Origin of the sequence: Priestia sp. 179-F W1.4 NHS, assembly GCF_045369295.1 — a bacterium.
Lineage (GTDB): Bacteria > Bacillota > Bacilli > Bacillales > Bacillaceae_H > Priestia > Priestia zanthoxyli.
Genome location: NZ_JBIQFF010000001.1, coordinates 487,503 through 506,893, shown reverse-complemented (window position 1 = coordinate 506,893; position 19,391 = coordinate 487,503). Strand labels below are relative to the sequence as shown.

The 19,391-nt window shown below is 39.0% G+C and carries 25 protein-coding genes; 3 read left to right on the top strand and 22 right to left on the bottom strand.

Features of this window, described 5'->3' with window-relative positions:
* Positions 1-9 precede the first annotated feature (9 nt).
* Positions 10-444, bottom strand: a complete 435-nt coding sequence (locus ACH0CI_RS02600) for a peptidylprolyl isomerase (protein ID WP_013059064.1) — start codon at positions 442-444, stop codon at positions 10-12.
* Between the two features lie 389 nt (positions 445-833).
* Here ACH0CI_RS02600 and ACH0CI_RS02595 point away from each other — a divergent pair, with 389 nt between their 5' ends.
* A complete protein-coding gene (locus ACH0CI_RS02595) occupies positions 834-1,709 on the top strand; it encodes a DUF1002 domain-containing protein (RefSeq protein WP_014458307.1) in 876 nt (291 codons plus the stop codon).
* Between the two features lie 47 nt (positions 1,710-1,756).
* Here the strand turns inward: ACH0CI_RS02595 and lysA are convergent, their stop codons facing one another.
* From lysA to ACH0CI_RS02500, 19 genes are all read right to left on the bottom strand, one after another.
* On the bottom strand, positions 1,757-3,076 hold the full coding sequence (gene lysA / locus ACH0CI_RS02590; protein ID WP_335707641.1) for a diaminopimelate decarboxylase: 1,320 nt from the start codon (positions 3,074-3,076) through the stop codon (positions 1,757-1,759).
* Positions 3,077-3,214: 138 nt separating this feature from the next.
* On the bottom strand, positions 3,215-4,696 hold the full coding sequence (locus ACH0CI_RS02585) for a spore germination protein (RefSeq protein WP_045292948.1): 1,482 nt from the start codon (positions 4,694-4,696) through the stop codon (positions 3,215-3,217).
* The gene (gene spoVAEA / locus ACH0CI_RS02580) at positions 4,689-5,255 is read right to left on the bottom strand and encodes a stage V sporulation protein SpoVABEA (RefSeq protein WP_047749863.1); all 567 of its coding nucleotides are present in this window, start codon (positions 5,253-5,255) and stop codon (positions 4,689-4,691) included. The genes ACH0CI_RS02585 and spoVAEA overlap by 8 nt, the downstream gene beginning before the upstream one ends.
* A 6-nt stretch (positions 5,256-5,261) precedes the next feature.
* Positions 5,262-5,612 (bottom strand): stage V sporulation protein AE, encoded by a 351-nt coding sequence (gene spoVAE, locus ACH0CI_RS02575; protein ID WP_013059069.1) that lies wholly within the window; start codon positions 5,610-5,612, stop codon positions 5,262-5,264.
* A complete protein-coding gene (spoVAD, locus tag ACH0CI_RS02570) occupies positions 5,600-6,631 on the bottom strand; it encodes a stage V sporulation protein AD (protein WP_406900838.1) in 1,032 nt (343 codons plus the stop codon). The genes spoVAE and spoVAD overlap by 13 nt, the downstream gene beginning before the upstream one ends.
* A 13-nt stretch (positions 6,632-6,644) precedes the next feature.
* Complete coding sequence (spoVAC, locus tag ACH0CI_RS02565; protein WP_028411545.1) at positions 6,645-7,106, bottom strand: stage V sporulation protein AC; 462 nt, start codon at positions 7,104-7,106, stop codon at positions 6,645-6,647.
* Positions 7,107-7,124: 18 nt separating this feature from the next.
* Entirely contained in the window at positions 7,125-7,547 is a 423-nt protein-coding gene (locus ACH0CI_RS02560) for a stage V sporulation protein AB (protein ID WP_406900837.1), read from the bottom strand.
* Entirely contained in the window at positions 7,537-8,157 is a 621-nt protein-coding gene (locus ACH0CI_RS02555) for a stage V sporulation protein AA (RefSeq protein WP_028411546.1), read from the bottom strand. The genes ACH0CI_RS02560 and ACH0CI_RS02555 overlap by 11 nt, the downstream gene beginning before the upstream one ends.
* A gap of 161 nt (positions 8,158-8,318) precedes the next feature.
* Complete coding sequence (sigF, locus tag ACH0CI_RS02550; RefSeq protein ID WP_013059074.1) at positions 8,319-9,080, bottom strand: RNA polymerase sporulation sigma factor SigF; 762 nt, start codon at positions 9,078-9,080, stop codon at positions 8,319-8,321.
* Positions 9,081-9,092: 12 nt separating this feature from the next.
* On the bottom strand, positions 9,093-9,536 hold the full coding sequence (gene spoIIAB / locus ACH0CI_RS02545) for an anti-sigma F factor (protein WP_013084935.1): 444 nt from the start codon (positions 9,534-9,536) through the stop codon (positions 9,093-9,095).
* Complete coding sequence (gene spoIIAA / locus ACH0CI_RS02540) at positions 9,536-9,886, bottom strand: anti-sigma F factor antagonist (RefSeq protein ID WP_014458299.1); 351 nt, start codon at positions 9,884-9,886, stop codon at positions 9,536-9,538. Before spoIIAA ends, spoIIAB begins: the two co-directional genes overlap by 1 nt.
* A 102-nt stretch (positions 9,887-9,988) precedes the next feature.
* Entirely contained in the window at positions 9,989-11,155 is a 1,167-nt protein-coding gene (locus ACH0CI_RS02535) for a D-alanyl-D-alanine carboxypeptidase family protein (protein WP_033579732.1), read from the bottom strand.
* A 116-nt stretch (positions 11,156-11,271) separates the two neighbouring features.
* Positions 11,272-12,102 (bottom strand): purine-nucleoside phosphorylase, encoded by an 831-nt coding sequence (locus ACH0CI_RS02530; protein WP_028411548.1) that lies wholly within the window; start codon positions 12,100-12,102, stop codon positions 11,272-11,274.
* Between the two features lie 16 nt (positions 12,103-12,118).
* Positions 12,119-13,300, bottom strand: a complete 1,182-nt coding sequence (gene deoB, locus ACH0CI_RS02525) for a phosphopentomutase (protein ID WP_406900835.1) — start codon at positions 13,298-13,300, stop codon at positions 12,119-12,121.
* A gap of 197 nt (positions 13,301-13,497) precedes the next feature.
* Complete coding sequence (xerD, locus tag ACH0CI_RS02520; protein ID WP_028411550.1) at positions 13,498-14,391, bottom strand: site-specific tyrosine recombinase XerD; 894 nt, start codon at positions 14,389-14,391, stop codon at positions 13,498-13,500.
* Positions 14,392-14,397: 6 nt separating this feature from the next.
* Positions 14,398-14,625: a YqzK family protein gene (locus ACH0CI_RS02515; protein ID WP_013059081.1), complete on the bottom strand. Its 228-nt coding sequence runs from the start codon at positions 14,623-14,625 to the stop codon at positions 14,398-14,400.
* A gap of 195 nt (positions 14,626-14,820) precedes the next feature.
* Positions 14,821-15,273 (bottom strand): ferric iron uptake transcriptional regulator, encoded by a 453-nt coding sequence (fur, locus tag ACH0CI_RS02510; protein WP_013059082.1) that lies wholly within the window; start codon positions 15,271-15,273, stop codon positions 14,821-14,823.
* Between the two features lie 112 nt (positions 15,274-15,385).
* Positions 15,386-16,030: a stage II sporulation protein M gene (spoIIM, locus tag ACH0CI_RS02505; protein WP_335707643.1), complete on the bottom strand. Its 645-nt coding sequence runs from the start codon at positions 16,028-16,030 to the stop codon at positions 15,386-15,388.
* A gap of 534 nt (positions 16,031-16,564) precedes the next feature.
* A complete protein-coding gene (locus ACH0CI_RS02500; protein ID WP_028411551.1) occupies positions 16,565-17,116 on the bottom strand; it encodes an NUDIX hydrolase in 552 nt (183 codons plus the stop codon).
* A 71-nt stretch (positions 17,117-17,187) separates the two neighbouring features.
* On the opposite strand from ACH0CI_RS02500, the gene mciZ reads away from it, so the two are divergent.
* A complete protein-coding gene (mciZ, locus tag ACH0CI_RS02495; protein WP_033579730.1) occupies positions 17,188-17,355 on the top strand; it encodes a Z-ring formation inhibitor MciZ in 168 nt (55 codons plus the stop codon).
* A gap of 93 nt (positions 17,356-17,448) precedes the next feature.
* Positions 17,449-18,366 carry an aldo/keto reductase gene (locus ACH0CI_RS02490; RefSeq protein WP_335707644.1) on the top strand — a complete coding sequence of 306 codons (918 nt, stop codon included), beginning with the start codon at positions 17,449-17,451 and terminating at the stop codon, positions 18,364-18,366.
* Positions 18,367-18,393: 27 nt separating this feature from the next.
* Here the strand turns inward: ACH0CI_RS02490 and ACH0CI_RS02485 are convergent, their stop codons facing one another.
* Together ACH0CI_RS02485 and ACH0CI_RS02480 are read right to left on the bottom strand one after the other, a co-directional pair.
* The gene (locus ACH0CI_RS02485) at positions 18,394-18,642 is read right to left on the bottom strand and encodes a YqkE family protein (RefSeq protein ID WP_033579729.1); all 249 of its coding nucleotides are present in this window, start codon (positions 18,640-18,642) and stop codon (positions 18,394-18,396) included.
* A gap of 64 nt (positions 18,643-18,706) precedes the next feature.
* Positions 18,707-19,375, bottom strand: coding sequence for a 3-oxoacid CoA-transferase subunit B (locus ACH0CI_RS02480; RefSeq protein WP_406900833.1), 669 nt, complete (start codon positions 19,373-19,375; stop codon positions 18,707-18,709).
* Positions 19,376-19,391 lie beyond the last annotated feature (16 nt).

Sequence of the window (19,391 nt, the reverse complement as noted above, 5' to 3'; positions counted from 1 at the left end):
AGTATGCTCTTATTCTTCCCAGACTTTTACTTCTTTCATTACGTCGCCATTTTTCATTTTCAACACTGTATCAAGTCCTTCTGTTACTTTTCCAAATACAGTGTGAACACCGTTCAAATGAGGCTGTGGCTCATGAACAAGAAAGAACTGACTGCCGCCTGTGTCTTTACCAGCATGCGCCATTGATAGAGAACCCGCTTCGTGTTTGTGAGGGTTTCCTTCTGTTTCACATTTAATTGAATAGCCAGGGCCGCCAGCACCTGTACCAGTTGGGTCTCCTCCTTGAGAAACAAATCCAGGGATAACGCGGTGGAACGTTACGCCGTTGTAGAATCCTTCATTAGCTAATTTTTCAAAGTTTTCTACTGTTCCTGGTGCTTCGTTCGGAAATAAATCGATTAGAATTTTTTCACCATTTTCCATTAAAATACTTGCTTTTTTCATATAAATGACCTCCAATATATGTATTAGTACCGCTACAGGCTCTATCTTCCCCGTCAAAGCGGCAAAACGTAAAAGTTGTAAATGCCACCTAGAGGCAGAACACTTACATTTATAAACTCACTCTATTCTACTACAAACAAGCTCATGAATTCAATGAATGCACTTTTTCACTTTCTTCTCGTAGGGCTCTAAATAAAAAATAGTAGTTGTGAGATGAAACTTTTTATAGTATCATCCGTCTAATACAGTGATGGAGATACATAGATTTCATTTTATATAGAAATCTACGCCTCTAGACTGATTTATGGGAAAATGATGAATTGACTCTGTTACTTCAGACCTGCCCGTATTATAATAGGGCAAGTATGGGATTAAAGGAGGAAAAAGGTTTGAAATTAACGATAAAAGCAATGATGGTGACATTAGGTCTTCTTCTATTCCTAACCGCACCCTTAAAAAGTTTTGCAGATGCTGCTCCGGGCGATGTGATTATTACATTAGGCCAGGACTTAACCAGCTCTCAGAAGCAACAGGTATTAAATGACCTTGATGCACCAAGCAATGCTCAAACAGTAACCGTGACAAACCAAGAAGAGCATGAATATTTAGGTGACTTTATTCCAAAGGCTACTATTGGATCTCGTGCTATTTCATCTTCTAGTATTACCCTTGGCTCAAAAGATTCTGGTTTAAGCGTATCAACTCAAAATATTAATGGTATTACAGATGACATGTATATTAATGCTTTAATGACCGCCGGCGTTAAAGATGCAAAAATCCAGATTACTGCTCCATTTGAAGTATCTGGTACAGCCGCTTTAACAGGTATTATGAAAGCATATGAAGTTCAAACAGATCAAAAAATCCCAGAAGAAGTAAAAAAAGCAGCCAACGAAGAGATGGTCCAAACATCTGAACTTGGTGAAAAAATCGGTAAAGAAAAAGCAGCTCAGTTTATGGCAACGATTAAAGAAGAAATTGCTAAAGAAAATCCTCAAACAAAGGACGATTTACGCACGTTAATTCAGCGCGTGGCTGATGATTTAGGTATTAAATTAACAGATTCAGAGCTTAATACACTGGTTGACTTTTTCAATCGGTTAAAAGATATGAACATCGATTGGAACCAAGTAAAAGACCAGCTTTCTGCGACAAAGGAAAAAGTAACAACATTTCTTCAGTCAGAAGAAGGCCAATCATTTCTTGATAAATTAAAGCAATTCTTTGTTGATATTATTGATGCTATTAAATCGTTATTCTCATAAAAAAGAGCCTCTTGAACAAGAGGCTCTTTTTTTACGTTAATCACTCGTTACTTTTTTACCGTCACTTTGTATTTCACGTCATTTTTTACAATGTCTTCATACGTTTCGCGTTTTACGACTAGCTGTGCTTCTCCATCTTCTACGAACACGACAGCTGGCTTTGGCAAACGGTTATAGTGACTTGCCATAGAATAACCGTATGCGCCTGTACAAAACATCGCTAATAAATCATCTGGGTTTGCTTTTGGAAGATGTACATCCCACATCAGCATATCCCCCGATTCGCAGCACTTACCTGCGATGGATACGAGCTCATCACTCTCATCATTCATTCGATTGGCAATGACCGCTTCATATTTCGCTTGATACAGTGCGGGACGAATATTGTCGTTCATGCCTCCATCAATCGCTACATATTCACGTACATTCGGTACGTGTTTACGAGAACCGATTGAATACAGGGTCGTTCCAGCATCTCCTACAAGAGAGCGCCCGGGCTCAATCCAAATTTCAGGAATTTCTACTTCTAACTGTTTGGACTGCTTTTTGACCTCTTCTATAATAACTTCCACATACTGAGAAACAGGGATAGGCTGATCTTCTTCCGTATAACGAATGCCAAAACCCCCGCCTAAATTTAATACTTGCGGAACAAATTTTATACGTTGTTTCCACTCTTTCATTTTTGCAAAAAGCTTTTGAGTCGCCATAATAAATCCCGTTGTTTCAAAAATTTGCGATCCTATATGACAGTGAATACCTAAAAGTTCTATCCCCTTGCTATTTTGCACAAGACGCACAGCTTCGTCTGCTTGACCGTTTTGAAGATCAAATCCAAACTTCGAGTCTTCTTGCCCTGTCAAGATATAATCATGTGTATGAGCTTCAATTCCAGGTGTTAATCTGAGAAGAACAGGCATCTTTTTTTGATACTGTTCCGTTATTTCCTCAAGCAATGCAATTTCATAAAAATTATCAACTACAATGCATCCTACATCTTCTTTGACGGCCATTTCTAGTTCTGCTCGGCTTTTATTGTTTCCGTGAAAATGAATTCGTTCTTTTGGAAAGTCAGCTGCTAAAGCCGTATACAGTTCTCCCCCCGAAACAACGTCTAACGAAAGACCTTCTTCATGAACGACTTGGACCATTGCAATTGTCGAAAAAGCTTTGCTTGCATAAGCGACCTGTGCTTTTACCCCATGCTTTTCAAATGTTTCTTTAAATCCTCTAGCACGCTGCCGAATTAAAGCCACGTCATATACGTAAAGGGGTGTCCCAAAATTTGATGCTAATTCAACCGTATCAACTCCACCAATTTCAAGATGCCCCTGCTTATTTATGCGACTTGTTCCGTGTAAAAACATGTTTAGACCCCGTTCCTGTGTATAGTGTAAAAAAGACAGTTAACGGCAATTCGCTGCTAACTGTCTAAATATTTATTATTTTCCATATTTAAAACAAATCTATCACATCTTCATACAGGTTTCAACCACATATTTTGTTTAAGGTTTTGCAGGCTGGCGGTCTTTATCCTGCGGATGCACAATACTAGGTCGCGGATTCGCTCCAGGAACCGGTGTGCGGATGAGAATCTGCCACAAAGCCTGCGGATTAAATGGAAGAAACGGCCACAAATAAGGCGTATTTAATGATTTTAGTCGCGCCATGTAGAGAATGATACACGTTGTCGCAATAAGAAACCCTGGAGTATGAAAGGCCGCCACGAAAATTAACAGAAACAATCGCAGCATTTTATTTGCTACCGCTAACTCATAGCTTGGCGTCGCGAATGAACCAATTGCTGCAATAGCCACATACAAAATAACCTCGGGAACAAAAAGACCTACATCAATAGCAATTTGCCCAATAAGCGCAGCGGCAATCAAGCCCATCGCCGTGGCAAGCGGCGTCGGCGTATGAATGGCCGCCATCCTCAGAAATTCAATCCCAAAATCAGCTAGGAAAATTTGAACAACAGTTGGAATATTTGTTGCTTCGTTTGGTCCAATAAACTGCAATTTTGACGGCAGCAAGTCTGGCTCAAGTACAAATAACAGCCATAACGGTAATAAAAAAAGAGAAGCAAGAATTCCTAAAAACCGTATCCAGCGGATAAACGTACCGACAGAAGGAGCCTGCCTGTATTCTTCCGCATGCTGCACGTGATGAAACAGCGTAGTTGGCGTAATAATAACGCTTGGAGACGTATCGGTAATAATGATCACATGCCCTTCCAGTACATGAGCTGCTGCTGTGTCCGGACGTTCTGTATAGCGTACCATTGGAAAAGGATTAATTCCTTGTTTGACTAAAAACTCTTCAATTGATTTGTCAGCCATCGGCAAACCATCTATATCAATTGCTTCCAGTTCATCTTTTATCAGTTTAACCAGCCCTGGATCAGCTACGCCATTTATGTACCCAATCGCTACGTCCAGTTTTGATCGTTCGCCTACCTTCATAATTTCAAAACGAAATCTTCCGTCACGAATTCGTCTTCTTGTTAACGCTGTATTGATAATGATGTTTTCAGTGTATCCATCTCGTGCTCCGCGAATCACTTTCTCTGTATCCGCTTCTTCAGGGGATCTGCCAGGATATGTACGCACATCGACTTCAAAGCCAACTTCTTCACCGTCAATTAAAACGAATAGCAGTCCTGATAAAACCGACACCATTCCATCATCCAGCGTCTTTAAAGGCTTGACTTGCTGATGAATAAGACGGTTTTCAACAATATCCTTTAGCTTTGCTCGTTCAACTTCATTATCATTAATTTGAACGAGCACTTTTGTAATTTCAATAATAAATGAACTATCGCACAGTCCTGTTACATAGTAAACATGAACTTCTCGATCCAGAATAAGTAGTTTACGCACGCCCACATCAAAGCTTGTATTCATACTAGCGTTTTCTTTGAACCACTGATCGTTTTTTTGTACTTTCGAAAAAATAGCTGTTTTCTGCTCTGCTAGCTTATCCAAACGAACCGCTCCTTTCTAAAATAAGTCTTGCTGCTTTTTCTGTAATAGGACATCCCAGTTTAACATCATCCATCCTAGCCATTTTGCCGATATCCCCTATTCCTACGACTAAGGGAACATCGAGCTGATCCAAGCAGTAAACTGTATCTCCATTAATTCGTCCGACTTCTAACTCTTGAATTCCGCTTTTATCCACGCCGTAATGCGATATTTCTCCAAAACGATCGATGGTTACATCCACTCTTGTCCATTCGCTTTGATGAGTACGTGACGCAACAGCGATCACTCCAAGAACTTCTACTTGAGGATGCTTTGCTACATGGAGCAAAGCAATTTCCCCAGGTCCTTCCTCTAAGAAACCGCTATCGTCGAACATCACAAAGACGGGATCATATGGTGCTTGAAGAATTAAATCTACCGTTTGACTACCTGTTAACGTAGTAGGGTTTCCATATGACCTCGAAATGCATCTGCCACCAACCGATTTAGCTACATGCTCAATTGCTTTGCGCGCATATTCATCGCCATCGGTTACAATAATGATCCTTCTTTTTTTCATAATCTTTTATCCTTTCGGTTTAAAGATTAACGCGATAATAAAAGCAAATAAAATAGCTGCTGAAATTCCAGCGGAGGTAAGTTCAAAAATCCCAATCCCAATCCCGATAAATCCATGGTCATCTGCTTGCTTCATCGCTCCGTGCAGCAAGGAATGACCAAAGCTTGTAATTGGAACCGTCGCTCCGGCGCCAGCAAATTCAATCAACTTATCATAAAGACCAAATCCATCTAAAATCGCTCCCGCAACTACAAACGAACTCATAACATGCGCTGGAGTAAGTTTAGCAAGATCCAGCAGCAGCTGCCCAATAACGCAAATGATTCCTCCTACAGCAAAAGCTATTACATACTCCATTGATCATCCCCCTCCCCAATATGTTCTAAGACGACGCCATGAGCAATTGTTGGAATTGACTCTTTTTGCTGAATCATCGTTGGACTTAAAAGAGCTCCTGTTGCCACCATAAACACTTTCTTTAAGTTTCCCGATTTTAATTTATTTAAAATATGACCATACGTGACAATAGCCGAGCAGCCGCAGCCGCTTCCTCCTGCAAATACATTTTGGTCGGGGCGATATACCATCAATCCGCAATCATTATGATTGGTTGATATATCGTAGCCTTCGTCCTTGAGCAGCTGTTTTAAAATTGGACTGCCTACACCAGATAAATCTCCTGTTAAAATAAGATCATACTCGCTTGGCGCGACGTTTAAGTCTTCCAAATGCCTTTGAATGGTATCTGCAGCAGCTGGTGCCATAGCAGAACCCATATCGTTTGCGTTTTTAATCCCATAATCCATTACACGCCCAATCGTTGCAGACGTGAGACGCACAATACCTTTTTCTTTCGAGACCAGCGCTGCCCCTGCTCCCGTAATAGTTGCCGTTGCCGTATCTGGTTTTTGTCCTCCGTACTCGGTAGGATTTCGAAATTGGCGCTCAGCGGTTGCGTTATGACTGCTCGCTGATGCAATAACACGATTAGCAAATCCCGCATCCACAAGAGCTGCCCCTGTTGCCAGCGTTTCCATTGATGTGGAGCAAGCGCCAAACATGCATAGAAATGGAATTTGGTTATGTCGAGCTACAAAATTAGCCGTTACGTTTTGATTTAATAAATCTCCAGCCAAAAACAAATCAATGTCTTCATAGGATAAATTTATTTTTTGCAAGCAGGAGTCAATGGACTCCGTCATCAGTCTTCTTTCAGCTAACTCCCAGTTGTCTTCTTCACAGTGCAAATCTTTATGTGTAATATCAAATGTTTCTCCCAACGGTCCATCTGCTTCTTTTGGCCCTACTGCTGTTCCTGTAGCATTAATGTAAATAGGATTTTCATAAACCCACGTTTGCTTTCCAGTTTTTCTCATAATCCCCCTCTTTTCATAGCAAATAAGTTTTAAAAAGGTAGCGAATGATTCCTACAACGTAAGCCGAAACCGTTCCAAATACAATGACGTTTCCAGCCAGCTTGAACATGTTGGTCGCAACGCCGAGAACAATTCCTTCACTTCGATGTTCAAGCGCTGCACTCGTCATGGAATTGGCAAAACCCGTAACAGGAACGGCTGAACCTGCACCTGCGAATTGACCAATACGATCATATATCCCAAACCCGGTTAAGAGCGCAGATATTAAAATAAGGGTTGCGACGGTAGGATTACCTGCATTTTTTTCATTAAAGTCAAAAAATGCAATATAGAAATTTTGAATTGCCTGTCCTAATGTACAAATGATTCCCCCTACCAAAAAGGCCTTTAGGCAATTTGCCACATATGAAGGTTTAGGCTGAAATGGTTTAATGCTTTCTTGATAGTTATCTTTTAATTTTTGATTATTTGCCATGTTACATACATCCTTTTCTTATTGATTAACAAAATAAATCCAATGAAATAATGACCCGCATACTTTGCCTAGTACAATGGCCATTAACAATAAAATAAGCTTGCCTTCCATTCCTATTCGTTTCGTTAACGTCGGCAATACATTAAGCACTTCTGTTAACGCTGCTGCCAGCATCCCAATAAAAATACCGCTCGTTAGACCTATGATCATAATAAGCACCGCAGGAAACTGCCACGTGTATTGATGAAGACTGCACCAACCGCCTGTAACGGCACCACCTACGACTCCCCACTCATATGCTTGAATGTATTTCATGGTTTTGGTCAGCTGCATCAAACGCGGAATAATGCCCAGCACCGTTAAAAATGCTACAAATCCAGCACCTGCAGCCAATCCTCCCGCAAGTCCAATTAGAATGGTCATCACAATGTTAATGATCATCAATTTTTTTCATACTTTCTTTATTCTCGTGCATAATGACGTATTGATCTAAGTCTTGCTGGTAATTAAACATTTCGACTTCGAGAGGACTAGGCTCTTCATTAATTCGTTTTCTAAAGACGTGGTTAAAAAACAGAATCATTCCCAACCCTAAACCGATAGAGTAAGGTACTTGAATCAGCAAAGGCTGCTTATCTCTCAGACCGGTCAGCATATAGAACAATTTTTGATGTACTTGTCTCATACTCACATCTTCGTGAAAGTTCATAATTGCTAAAGCAGCTCCGATGAAGAGAAGAAACCAAACAGCTAGAAAAAACAAAAAGGAATATTGTCTCTTTTTATACACGACCTCTACAATTGTTTGAGCGGGTCCAATCGTCTGAATGTCTAAGTGCGGATACTGAGAGGCAACTTTTTCAATTACCTTCATTAAATCAACAATGATAATATTTCGATCACTCATACTTACTTGATAGACAATTAGCTTTTCAATTTGCTTTTGAACAGAATCTCCTGCTATAACCATTGCTAATTGTCCAATATTTACAGCTTCATCAGGTTTTACTTGAATACGATGCCTCATTTTAAGATAAAGAACGTTTTCCATTCATATCACACCTTACGATTCATTATCTCCCTGTACGTGTAGTATGGATTTTCTTAAATTTTCTAATTCACGTTTCTGAACAGACCATTAATTACCAAATAAAAAAAGCAATCCGTTTCACTATTCTTCTTTGAATAGCAAAACGGATTGCTTCTTAAGTATTACGTGTCATTCATATGCAGCTTCATTTGTTTTAAGATTTTCTTCTCAAGCCTCGATACCTGCACCTGAGAAATTCCCAGCCTTGCAGCCACTTCGGACTGAGTTTGATCTTTGTAATACCTCAAATAGACAATGAGCTTTTCACGCTCATCAAGTTCTTCAATTGCTTCTTTTAATGCAATTTTATCAAACCACTTCGCTTCCGTATGATCAGCAATTTGGTCAAGAAGGGTAATTGGATCTCCATCATTTTCATAGACGGTCTCGTGAATAGACGAAGGAGCACGATTAGCTTCTTGAGCCAGCACTACTTCTTCAGGAGTGAGATCCAAATGTTCTGCAACCTCAGCGACTGTAGGGACGCGTCCAAGCAATTTGGAAAGCTCATCTTTTGCTTTACGTATTTTATTGCTCATTTCTTTCAGAGAACGGCTAACCTTTACCGTGCCATCATCACGAATAAACCGCTGAATTTCACCAATAATCATCGGAACAGCATATGTTGAAAATTTAACATCATACGATAGGTCAAATTTATCAACGGACTTTAATAGTCCTATACATCCAATTTGAAATAAATCATCGGGCTCATAACCACGGTTAATAAAACGTTGAACAACCGACCAAACGAGCCGCATATTTTTTTGGACGATTGTATCTCGTGCAATTTGATCACCTTGCTGACTGCGCTTGATGAGGTCTTTAACTTCATGATCCTTTAAATACGGTTCGTTTTTATTTTTTTTGACCTCCACATCCATTGGCAAGTCTCCTTAATTACATAGCGCTTTACTATTTGTTAAGTGCTTTTTTAAATATAAGGTCGTACCTTCTAATACAGTAGACTCTACTCGAATTTCGTCCATAAAGTTTTCCATTATGGTGAAACCCATTCCAGAACGTTCTAGATCTGGTTTCGTTGTGTATAAAGGCTGCTTGGCTTCATCCACATTATCAATACCAATTCCTTCATCACGAATCATCAGCTCGACTACACCGTCTTCATGAAGCGTCACAGAAATATATACCACACCATCCGGATTGCTTTCGTAGCCGTGAATAATAGCATTTGTTACTGCTTCAGATACGACTGTTTTAATTTCTGTTAACTCATCCATTGTTGGATCTAACTGCGTAATAAATGATGCTACCGTGACGCGGGCAAACGATTCATTTTGACTAAGCGCGGAAAATTGGAGGTTCATTTGATTTTTCATTATGCCACCCCCAATTTTTGAAGCGCGTTTTCTTCATTAGGTTCAAAACGAATAATTTTAAATAAGCCTGACATATTAAACAAACGTTCTACAGCGGGAGAAATAGCGCATACAACCATTTCCCCACCGTTATTATGAACTTGTTTGTATCTCCCTAAAATAACCCCCAACCCAGAGCTGTCCATAAAGGTTAAATGCTGTAAATTTAAAATCAAATGGCTGATAGATTCCTTCTCTATCGCTTGGGTGATTTTGCTTCTTAGCTCTTCAGCCGTATGATGATCTAATTCTCCTGTTAATCGAACCAACAAGACATCTTGTTTGAATTCCAATTCAATTGAAAGACTCACTATACAAACCTCCTCGGAAATCTTATAGTCAATCTTTCGCTGCCAACAGAATAGAATCCTTCTCACCGACAAAACTAGTTCTATTTCGTCACATTTAGCTGTTTAAGATGTTTGAGAGAAAATAGAGAACGTACGTTTAAATAGCTTCCACCAAGAAGCAGCATCGATATCTTCTTTTGCAAGAAGCGGTGAAGAACTCATTACTTTGTTATCCTTCTTAATGGTCAACGTTCCAATTTTGTCGCCTTTTTGAATAGGCGCATTTAACTTCTCGTTCATTTTCACTTCTGTTTTAACATCTTTGGCTGCATTTCCTTTTTTCAATAAAACAGAAATAGGCTCTGACGTAACGGCTGTTACCTGATCTTCACTACCCTTGTTTACATCTATCTTGGCAATAACGTCTCCTTTTTTGTATAAAGGCTTCGTTGTATATTGACTGAATGCGTAGTCTAACATTTTGGTTACTTGATTATTGCGATCTTTTGGCGTGCTTGCACCGAATACAACCGCTAACACACGCATATTTCCCTTTTTAGCGGTAGCTGTCAGGCAATACTTAGCTTGACCTGTAAATCCCGTTTTGAGTCCATCAACCCCGGGATAAAACTTCACTAAGCGATTCGTATTTACTAACCAAAACTTCTTATCTGTATCCGTGCGTAAATAAGCTTCGTATTTACTTGTATAGTTAATAATTTTTTCATACTTTAGTAGCTCTCTGCCCATCATGGCCATATCATGAGCTGTACTATAGTGATTTTCTACAGGCAGGCCTGTCGGATTTTGAAATTTTGTATGAGTCAAACCAAGCTCTTTCGCTTTTTGGTTCATCTTTGCTACAAATTTTTCTTCTGATCCAGCTAAATATTCAGCCATTGCCATAGAAGCATCGTTACCAGAACCTATCGCAATCCCTTTTAGCAAATCATTTACCGTCATTTCTTCTCCGGGCTCTAAAAAGATTTGTGAGCCTCCCATTGAAGCGGCATATTCACTTGCTCGCACTTTATCTTTTAAGGTAATTTTCCCTTTATCCAAAGCCTCCATAATTAAAATCATTGTCATAATTTTAGTCATACTGGCAGGGGGAAGTTCTTGATTACTATTTTTTTCGTATAGAATTTTTCCTGTATCCCGTTCAATTAAAATAGCTGACCTAGCACTGTCAGCAAGCTCAGAACTCTTTTTTTCTGCGGCTAAAACAGGTTGCGTCATAAGTGGAAATAAAAATATGACAACGAGTAACTTTACAATAGTTCGCTTCATCTCCACAAACCTCCATTCTTTATACAACCTATTTTTTCCAAGGTATAATCGATTTATACTAAACGAAATAAAAAAAGCATCGAGAAATTCTCGATGCTTGAAGTCATATTTTCTTCTTATTTTTGATCAGCTGGAAGTTGCTTTACTACTTCTTTTACAAGCGATAAAAACTGCTGTTTTACTTTTTCAGTCGTTTCAATCACTTCTTCATGATTTAAGGGCTGATCTAAAATACCAGCTGCCATATTAGAAATACAAGAAATACCCAGTACTTTCATACCTGCATGGCGTGCTACAATAACTTCTGGTACTGTAGACATACCGACCGCGTCTCCCCCGATAATGCGAAGCATGCGTACTTCAGCAGGCGTTTCATATGTTGGACCTGTATTTCCTACATATACACCTTCTTGTAAGGCGATATTTAAATCAGCTCCTACTTTCTTCGCTAATTGACGAAGGTCCTTGCAGTAAGCAGTTGACATATCCGGGAATCTTACGCCAAAATCAGAGTCATTAGGTCCAATCAAAGGGTTCGTTCCAAAGTTATTAATATGATCAGAAATAATCATTAAGTCTCCTGGATTAAAGGATTCGTTTACTCCGCCTGCTGCATTCGTTACAATCAACGTTTCTACACCGATTTCTTTCATTACGCGCACTGGAAATGTTACTTTATCAAGGGCGTACCCTTCATAAAAGTGAAAACGTCCTTGCATAGCTACAACCGGTACGTCATGAATGGTGCCAATGACTAATTGACCAGCGTGACCTTCAACTGTTGAAACCGGGAACTCAGGAATGTCGTTGTACGGAATTTTTACCGCGCCTTCAATTTCGTCAGCTAATACCCCTAGTCCAGAACCTAAAATAAGACCAATGGTTGGTGTAACAGCTGATTGATTTTTAATATATGCTGCTGCTTTTTCGATATATTCTTTTTTCATACTCCATTCCCCCTGCTTAATTCAGCTCTTGTAAAAAACTTTTTCCATGCTTAGGCATTGCTACGCCAAAATTTTCTGCTACCGTTGCGCCAATATCCGCAAACGTTTGACGAATAGAAAGTTCTTTTCCTTCTTTCATGCCTTTATTGTACACAAGAAGCGGAACGTATTCACGCGTATGGTCTGTCCCATGATGAACAGGGTCATTTCCATGATCCGCTGTAATAATCAATAAATCATCTTCTTTTAATAAATCAAATACTTCTTCCAAGCGTGCATCATATTCTTCAAGCGCTTGCCCATATCCTTGTGGATCGCGGCGATGGCCATAGAGAGCATCAAAATCAACTAAATTTAAGAAGCTTAAGCCTGTGAAGTCCATGTTTAATGTATCAACTAGCTTATCCATGCCGTCCATATTCGACTTGGTACGAAGAGATTTTGTGACCCCTTCTCCGTCGTAAATATCAGAAATTTTACCGATAGCAATAACATCGATGTCATTGTCTTTTAATTCATTCATTACTGTACGTCCAAAAGGCTTTAATGCATAGTCATGACGATTGGATGTACGAGTGAAGTTACCTGGTTCACCTAAAAACGGGCGAGCAATAACACGTCCAATCATATATGGATCATCAAGCGTTAATTCACGAGCAATCTCACAAATTTTGTACAATTCATTAATTGGAACAATTTCTTCATGAGCAGCAATTTGCAAAACAGAATCCGCTGATGTATAGACGATTAAGTCACCTGTTTCCATATGCTGCTTTCCTAACTCATCTAAAATTTCTGTACCAGATGCTGGTTTGTTCCCAATAATTTTACGGCCTGTTTTTTCTTCTAATTGTGAAATCAGCTCTTCTGGAAATCCGTCTGGAAACACATTAAAAGGCGTATCAATATTAAGCCCCATAATTTCCCAATGACCTGTCATTGTATCTTTTCCGGCAGAAGCTTCCTGCATCTTTGTATAGTAAGCCAACGGTTTTTCGGCTTTATCAATTCCTTTAATTTCACGGATATTGCTTAGACCAAGCTTAGCCATATTAGGCATATGAAGACCGTTGCAGTGCTCTGCAATATGACCAAACGTATCGGCACCTTTATCATTGTATTTTTCAGCATCCGGTGATTCACCGATACCTACTGAATCCATTACAACTAAAAATACGCGTTTATATGTATGCGCCATTTTATTCCCTCCAAATATCAATTTATTTATTCTCTATAAAATTCCCGTTTGGAAATAATTTAACCATCTTCTCTTATTGGTCAGAAGTCTGACCTCTCTATTAGTATAGACGCTTTTTATTTTTTTGTACACAGGAATGAAAGTGTTTTCAATCAAAAAAACCAATGTCTATGAACTTACTGGACATTGGGATCTTCCTACGCTCGCGGGTGAAACTGATTGTATACATCTTTTAAACGAGCTTTTGTGACATGTGTATAAATTTGAGTGGTCGAAATATCCGCATGCCCGAGCATTTCTTGAACGGCTCTCAAATCCGCGCCGTTCTCTAACAAATGAGTAGCAAACGAATGCCGTAACGTATGTGGAGTTAATTCTTTTTCAATTTTTGCTTCAGAAGCTAACTTTTTTAATATTTTCCAAAACCCCTGCCTTGTCAAGCGCCTTCCATGATGATTAACAAAAAGTGCTTTGTCCTGTTCCTTTTGCTTTGTTAAAATACTCCGGCCATGCTGTAAGTACTCTTCAATCGCCTCTGTTGCCAACCTTCCGATGGGGACAATTCTTTCTTTATTCCCTTTTCCGATACACCGAATAAATCCCATCGTCAAATGTGCATCATCAATATTTAAGTTAACGAGTTCAGATACACGAATTCCAGTAGCATAAAGCAATTCAAGCATCGCTTTGTCTCGTATGCCAAAAGGCGTCGAAGTATCAAACACATTTAACAGCGCCTCTACTTCCTCTGCATTTAGCACTTTTGGCAGCTTGCGCTCAAGCTGCGGAGTATCAATATGAACGGATGGATCTGTATCCGCTGCTTTTTCCCTTAGTAAGAATTGATGAAAAGATCTAGTTGAAGCTACATGTCTCGCAATCGTTTTAGATGATTTTTGCTGATCACTTAAATATTTCAGAAAATTAACGATGTGGAGTCTTGTTACTTCATTAAATGATTTCAGCTGCTCTACATGCTCTAAATATTGAGCATACTTTTTTAAATCTCGTTCATACGAATCAATCGTATTTTTCGCCAGTCCCCGCTCTACTACTAAATAATGAATAAAATCTTGAATTTGATCATTCAATAGCCTCTACTCCCCGTTTTGATAAAACATAAATAAACGCTCCAGCCACGTCTGATCTTTGTTCACACTTGCTTGCATGACCTTAACTGCTGAACCCGACGGCTCATCATAACGTTTATAATTTTGATACTCTTGAGATACCCATATCATTCCAAAATAAAACAAAAGAGTAAACCCGGTAAATAAGATAAATACTTTACATGTATTATATACCATTTCAGCCCATGATTTCATGAAACAATTCCTCCAATTTTTGATTCTATTAGAAGATATGCCAATTGGGACAGGTTTTATACATGTTTCTTGCCTTTATACGCTGAGTTCTCTCCTTGTCATTTCCTTCCTTTCTATAAAACCATATAGCTTGTAACCTCTTTATTTTTTCTATTTATGTACAACAAAAAACCTTCTCCATTATGGAAAAGGCTTTTACTGCTTGTCTTCTTTATCCTGACAGCGATGGCAAATGCCATGAAATGTCAAGCGGTGATCTTTAATTTTAAAATTCCATTGCTTTTCCACAATTTCTTCAACGTCTTCAAGCAAATCTTCTTGAATTTCGTCCACAGATCCACATTCCATACACACAAGGTGATGATGAAAGTGTGCGGCTCCTTCTTGTCTTAAATCGTAGCGAGAAACGCCATCGCCAAAGTTTATTTTATCAACAATTTTAAGTTCAGTTAACAATTCTAACGTACGATAAACAGTTGCCAATCCAATTTCCGGAGACTTTTCCTTGACGAGGAGATATACATCTTCGGCACTTAAATGATCCTCTTCATGTTCAAGAAGTACTCTTACAGTCGCCTCACGTTGAGGTGTCAATTTATAGCTAGCTGAGTGCAACTGCTGCTTAATTCGCTCAATTCGACTTTCCATAATTATTCCCTCCCTCGCCATTCACTAATCCATTATATCAGATGTGTCGAGGGTGTCAAAATAAAGTTATTCTTAATAAGAAAAAAGAATTCTTTTTATTTAATACTTATTCTTACTTATTTAATAGAGCCATTACACTTTTCATTAAAGTAGGTGATACATAAGCTTCAACTGTAGCTGCACAGGCAACCAAGCATATCATTGCAATCATCGTGCCGCTATAGCGTAAAAAGGATGCAGAAATAGGCTCCGCTGCTTTTTTAAAAAACTGCTGCCGCACGAGCTTCAAAGAAAAGGCAACTGAAGCTGCAGACAGAATCAGAAATGCCGGTATGAGAAAGATATTTTGCGGCATAACAGATACAAAAGATAGCGCAAACCCAGAGAGTCCCATTTGATTGACTAAAAAGCCTACGGTAAAACCAATCACCATTCCTTTTAAAAACAGCAGAATTAACACTACAGGCAAACCAATAATAGCAATTCCTAGTATCCAAATGAGCCCTAAGTATTTAACATTGTGAAAAAAACTTTGCTGAAACATTTCAACGTTGCTTGCTACTTCCCCACTCTTTACCTGTCCGAAAAACCGGTTTAAATAGAAGTACAGGTCTTCTTTTTGATCAAGCGTCAAACTATTTACAACAATAGCCCCAAAAATGATTCCCATTAAAAACAGCACGGTTACAAATAAATAAATAGAACTGTTTTCTTGAAAATGTCTTGCATACGATAATGGCAATTGTTTTTTTCTCATCGTCTTCCTCCTATTAATCGCTTAATAGAGTGTATGATAGAGTACAAAAACTATGCCAAGAATCTTTTAAATCTATCACATAAAAAAGAGATTAAGACATAATGAAATTAATCTAATCTAAATAAGAACAAATGAGATAGTATGGATAGCTTGTGATACCGCTGTTGATTTTCATGCAAGGCTTCGCTTTCCGCGGGCGGCCGGTGAGCCTCCTCGTCGCGTACGCTCCTGCGGGGTCTCACCTATTCCGCTTTTCCCGCAGGAGTCTTCGCCTTGACCTCCAATCAACCGCTAGAACCAACTACATAAATGAAAGCTACGTTCACCATTAACTTAAAAAAAATCCGAACGAATTTGATTCTAAATCAAGAATCTCTATTTATCGTTCGGATTTTTCTTCAACTAATATATGGTTGTCACACATTTTTTAAGCTAGAGATACGCGCATGCCTGTTTTTTCTCACATCAAATGACGTTTCAATGTAAACCTCTAAATTGCTAGATTGCCGTACGTATGTAAAAGAAAAAACTCTCTTACTCTCCTAATCCGCTTTTTAACTGTAAGTACTGCACAGCATATGCTGTTTTTGCATCGTAAATTTCTTTGTTTTGAATAAGAGTAAGGGCCTCATCTACAGTAACTTCCATCACTTCAACAAATTCATCTTCGTCCAATTCCGCTTTGGTGGTCATCACTTTTAAATCTTCTGCTAAATAAACGTGAACCAACTCATCTGCAAAACCTGGCGATGTGTAAAAAGAAATAATATGGCTAAGGGAATCTGTTGTATAGCCCGTTTCTTCTTCTAACTCACGTTTTGCCGTTACAATCGGCTCTTCTCCTTTTTCCAGCTTGCCGGCTGGAATTTCCACTAAAATACGATCCATCGGTCTGCGATACTGTTTGACCATAACCATTTTATGATCGCTTGTTAACGCAATGACAGCGACAGCTCCAGGATGCTTAACTACTTCTCTTGTACTCGTTTTTCCGTTCGGAAGCTCTACTTCTTCTAAGTACAAATCAATTACTCTGCCTCCAAACAGCTTTTCAGAAGACCGCATTTTTTCTGTTAAATGATCCATTTTCTCCACCTCGTTCTATTTTTTTGACTCTTACATATATTCTATCATACGAATCTTGGGAGGTAGAAAAAATGAAAGTTTATGTTCACGAGAAGCAAATCATTTTAGTCGGTAAAGCATGGGAAATTAAGCAAAAGTTAAAAGAATACGGCGAACAATTTCAGTATGTTGATGAGTGGACGAACGCTATCTCTCAAAATTTTAATTCTTACAAACAACAAGCAGACTGCAGACACTAATTGTGCTGCAGTTTTTTAATCTTCTTATTTGAGTTTCTCTCTATCATAGCGCTACAATAGATAGAAACAAGTAAAAAATAAGGAGTGGCATATATGGAAAAAAGACGCTTAGGTACTTCAGATTTGCTGGTCAGTACATTAGGTTTAGGATGCATGTCTCTTGGCACGGAACAGAAACACGCTGTCAATATGATTGATGAAGCTCTGGAATATGGCATTAATTATTTTGATACAGCAGATTTATATGACTTTGGCTTAAACGAGGAGTTTGTGGGACAAGCCCTAAAAAAACGCAGAAATGATATTATTTTAGCCACAAAAGTGGGGAATCGCTGGAATGATGCAAAAGACAGCTGGACATGGGATCCGTCTAAAGCTTACATAAAAGAAGAAGTAAAAGAAAGCCTGCGCCGTCTTCAAACAGATCACATCGATTTATATCAACTGCACGGAGGGACTGTTGAAGACAATATTGAAGAAACGATTGAAGCATTTGAAGAATTAAAACAAGAAGGCGTCATTCGCTACTATGGCATTTCATCTATCCGCCCAAATGTGATTCGAGAGTACGTGCAAAATTCTTCTATTGTTAGCGTCATGATGCAATACAGCTTGTTAGACAGACGCCCTGAAGAAAGTTCACTTCCTCTTTTACATGACAACGGCATTAGCGTTGTAGCGAGAGGTCCAGTAGCCAAAGGGCTGCTAACCGAAAAAGGAGAGCAAAAACTTGCTGCATTCGAGGGCAAGGGCTACTTAGATTATAGCGGTACGGAATTAGCAAAAACGATAGAAGAATTTCGTCACGTACGACCAACTCACTCTCTAAACTCAACGGCACTTCAATACTGTTTAGCTAATCCTACGGTAGCCTCGGTTGTAGCAGGAGCAAGCTCTTCTTCACAGCTTCGTGAAAACGTCAAAGCTGTCGAGGCTTCCCCGCTTCAGCCTACTGAAATTAGCAAGCTGCAATCAATCTTTAAAGCAAATCAATACGAAGCTCACCGTTAAAAAATAAAAGCGCCTTTACCGGCGCTTTTATTTTTTAAATTCGGACCAGTTCATATCACTTTCATTTAACAGCTCTTCAAACGATTTATTTTTTTCTTTTTCTTTTCGAATTCGAGCAGCTTCTTTACGTTCTGTTTCTTTCTGCTCTTCTTCTTTTAAAGAAAGCGCCTGTTTTTTAGCCTGAAGCTGTTTTAATAAGCTATCATTTAGCTGATCTTTGATACTGAGCTGATCATTTTGTTTTTGTGCTGATTGTTTTTGCTTTTTTTTAGCCATCACAATTCCCCCGCTACTTTAATTGAGAGATATTGTATCATATTCTTGCTTTTGTTACCAAAAATCAAAATGCATCTAGTTTTACATGTTCATCAATGATTAAAGTTGGCTCTGTAGACTGTTGAATATCTTCTACCTTATAGCCTTTCGCTACTTCGACAAGTTTTAGGCCTTCTGCCGTAATGTCAATGACCGCTCGATCTGTAATAATACGATCTACTACCCCTTTTCCTGTCAGAGGGAGGGTGCACTCATTTAAGATTTTAGGTTGGTCTTTTCTCGTCACATGTTCCATAATAACAATGATGCGCTGCGCTCCATGAACTAAATCCATTGCACCGCCCATTCCTTTAATCATTTTTCCAGGAATCATCCAGTTAGCTAAGTCACCAGTTTTTGAGACTTCCATGCCTCCTAAAATCGCAATATTAATATGCCCTCCGCGAATCATGCCAAACGATTCAGCACTGTCGAAGTAAGAAGCCCCTTTTGTCGCCGTTACGGTTTCTTTGCCTGCATTAATTAAATCAGGATCTACTTCTCCTTCTTTCGGATATGGTCCAATGCCTAACAAACCGTTTTCGGACTGAAGCACAACCGTTTTATTATCTGAGATATGATTAGCCACAAGCGTTGGAATACCAATTCCAAGGTTTACATAAAATCCGTCCAAAATTTCTTTTTCAGCACGTTTTGCAATTCGCTCTCTCACGTTCACGCCGTTTTCAATCATGAAAAATCTCTCCCCT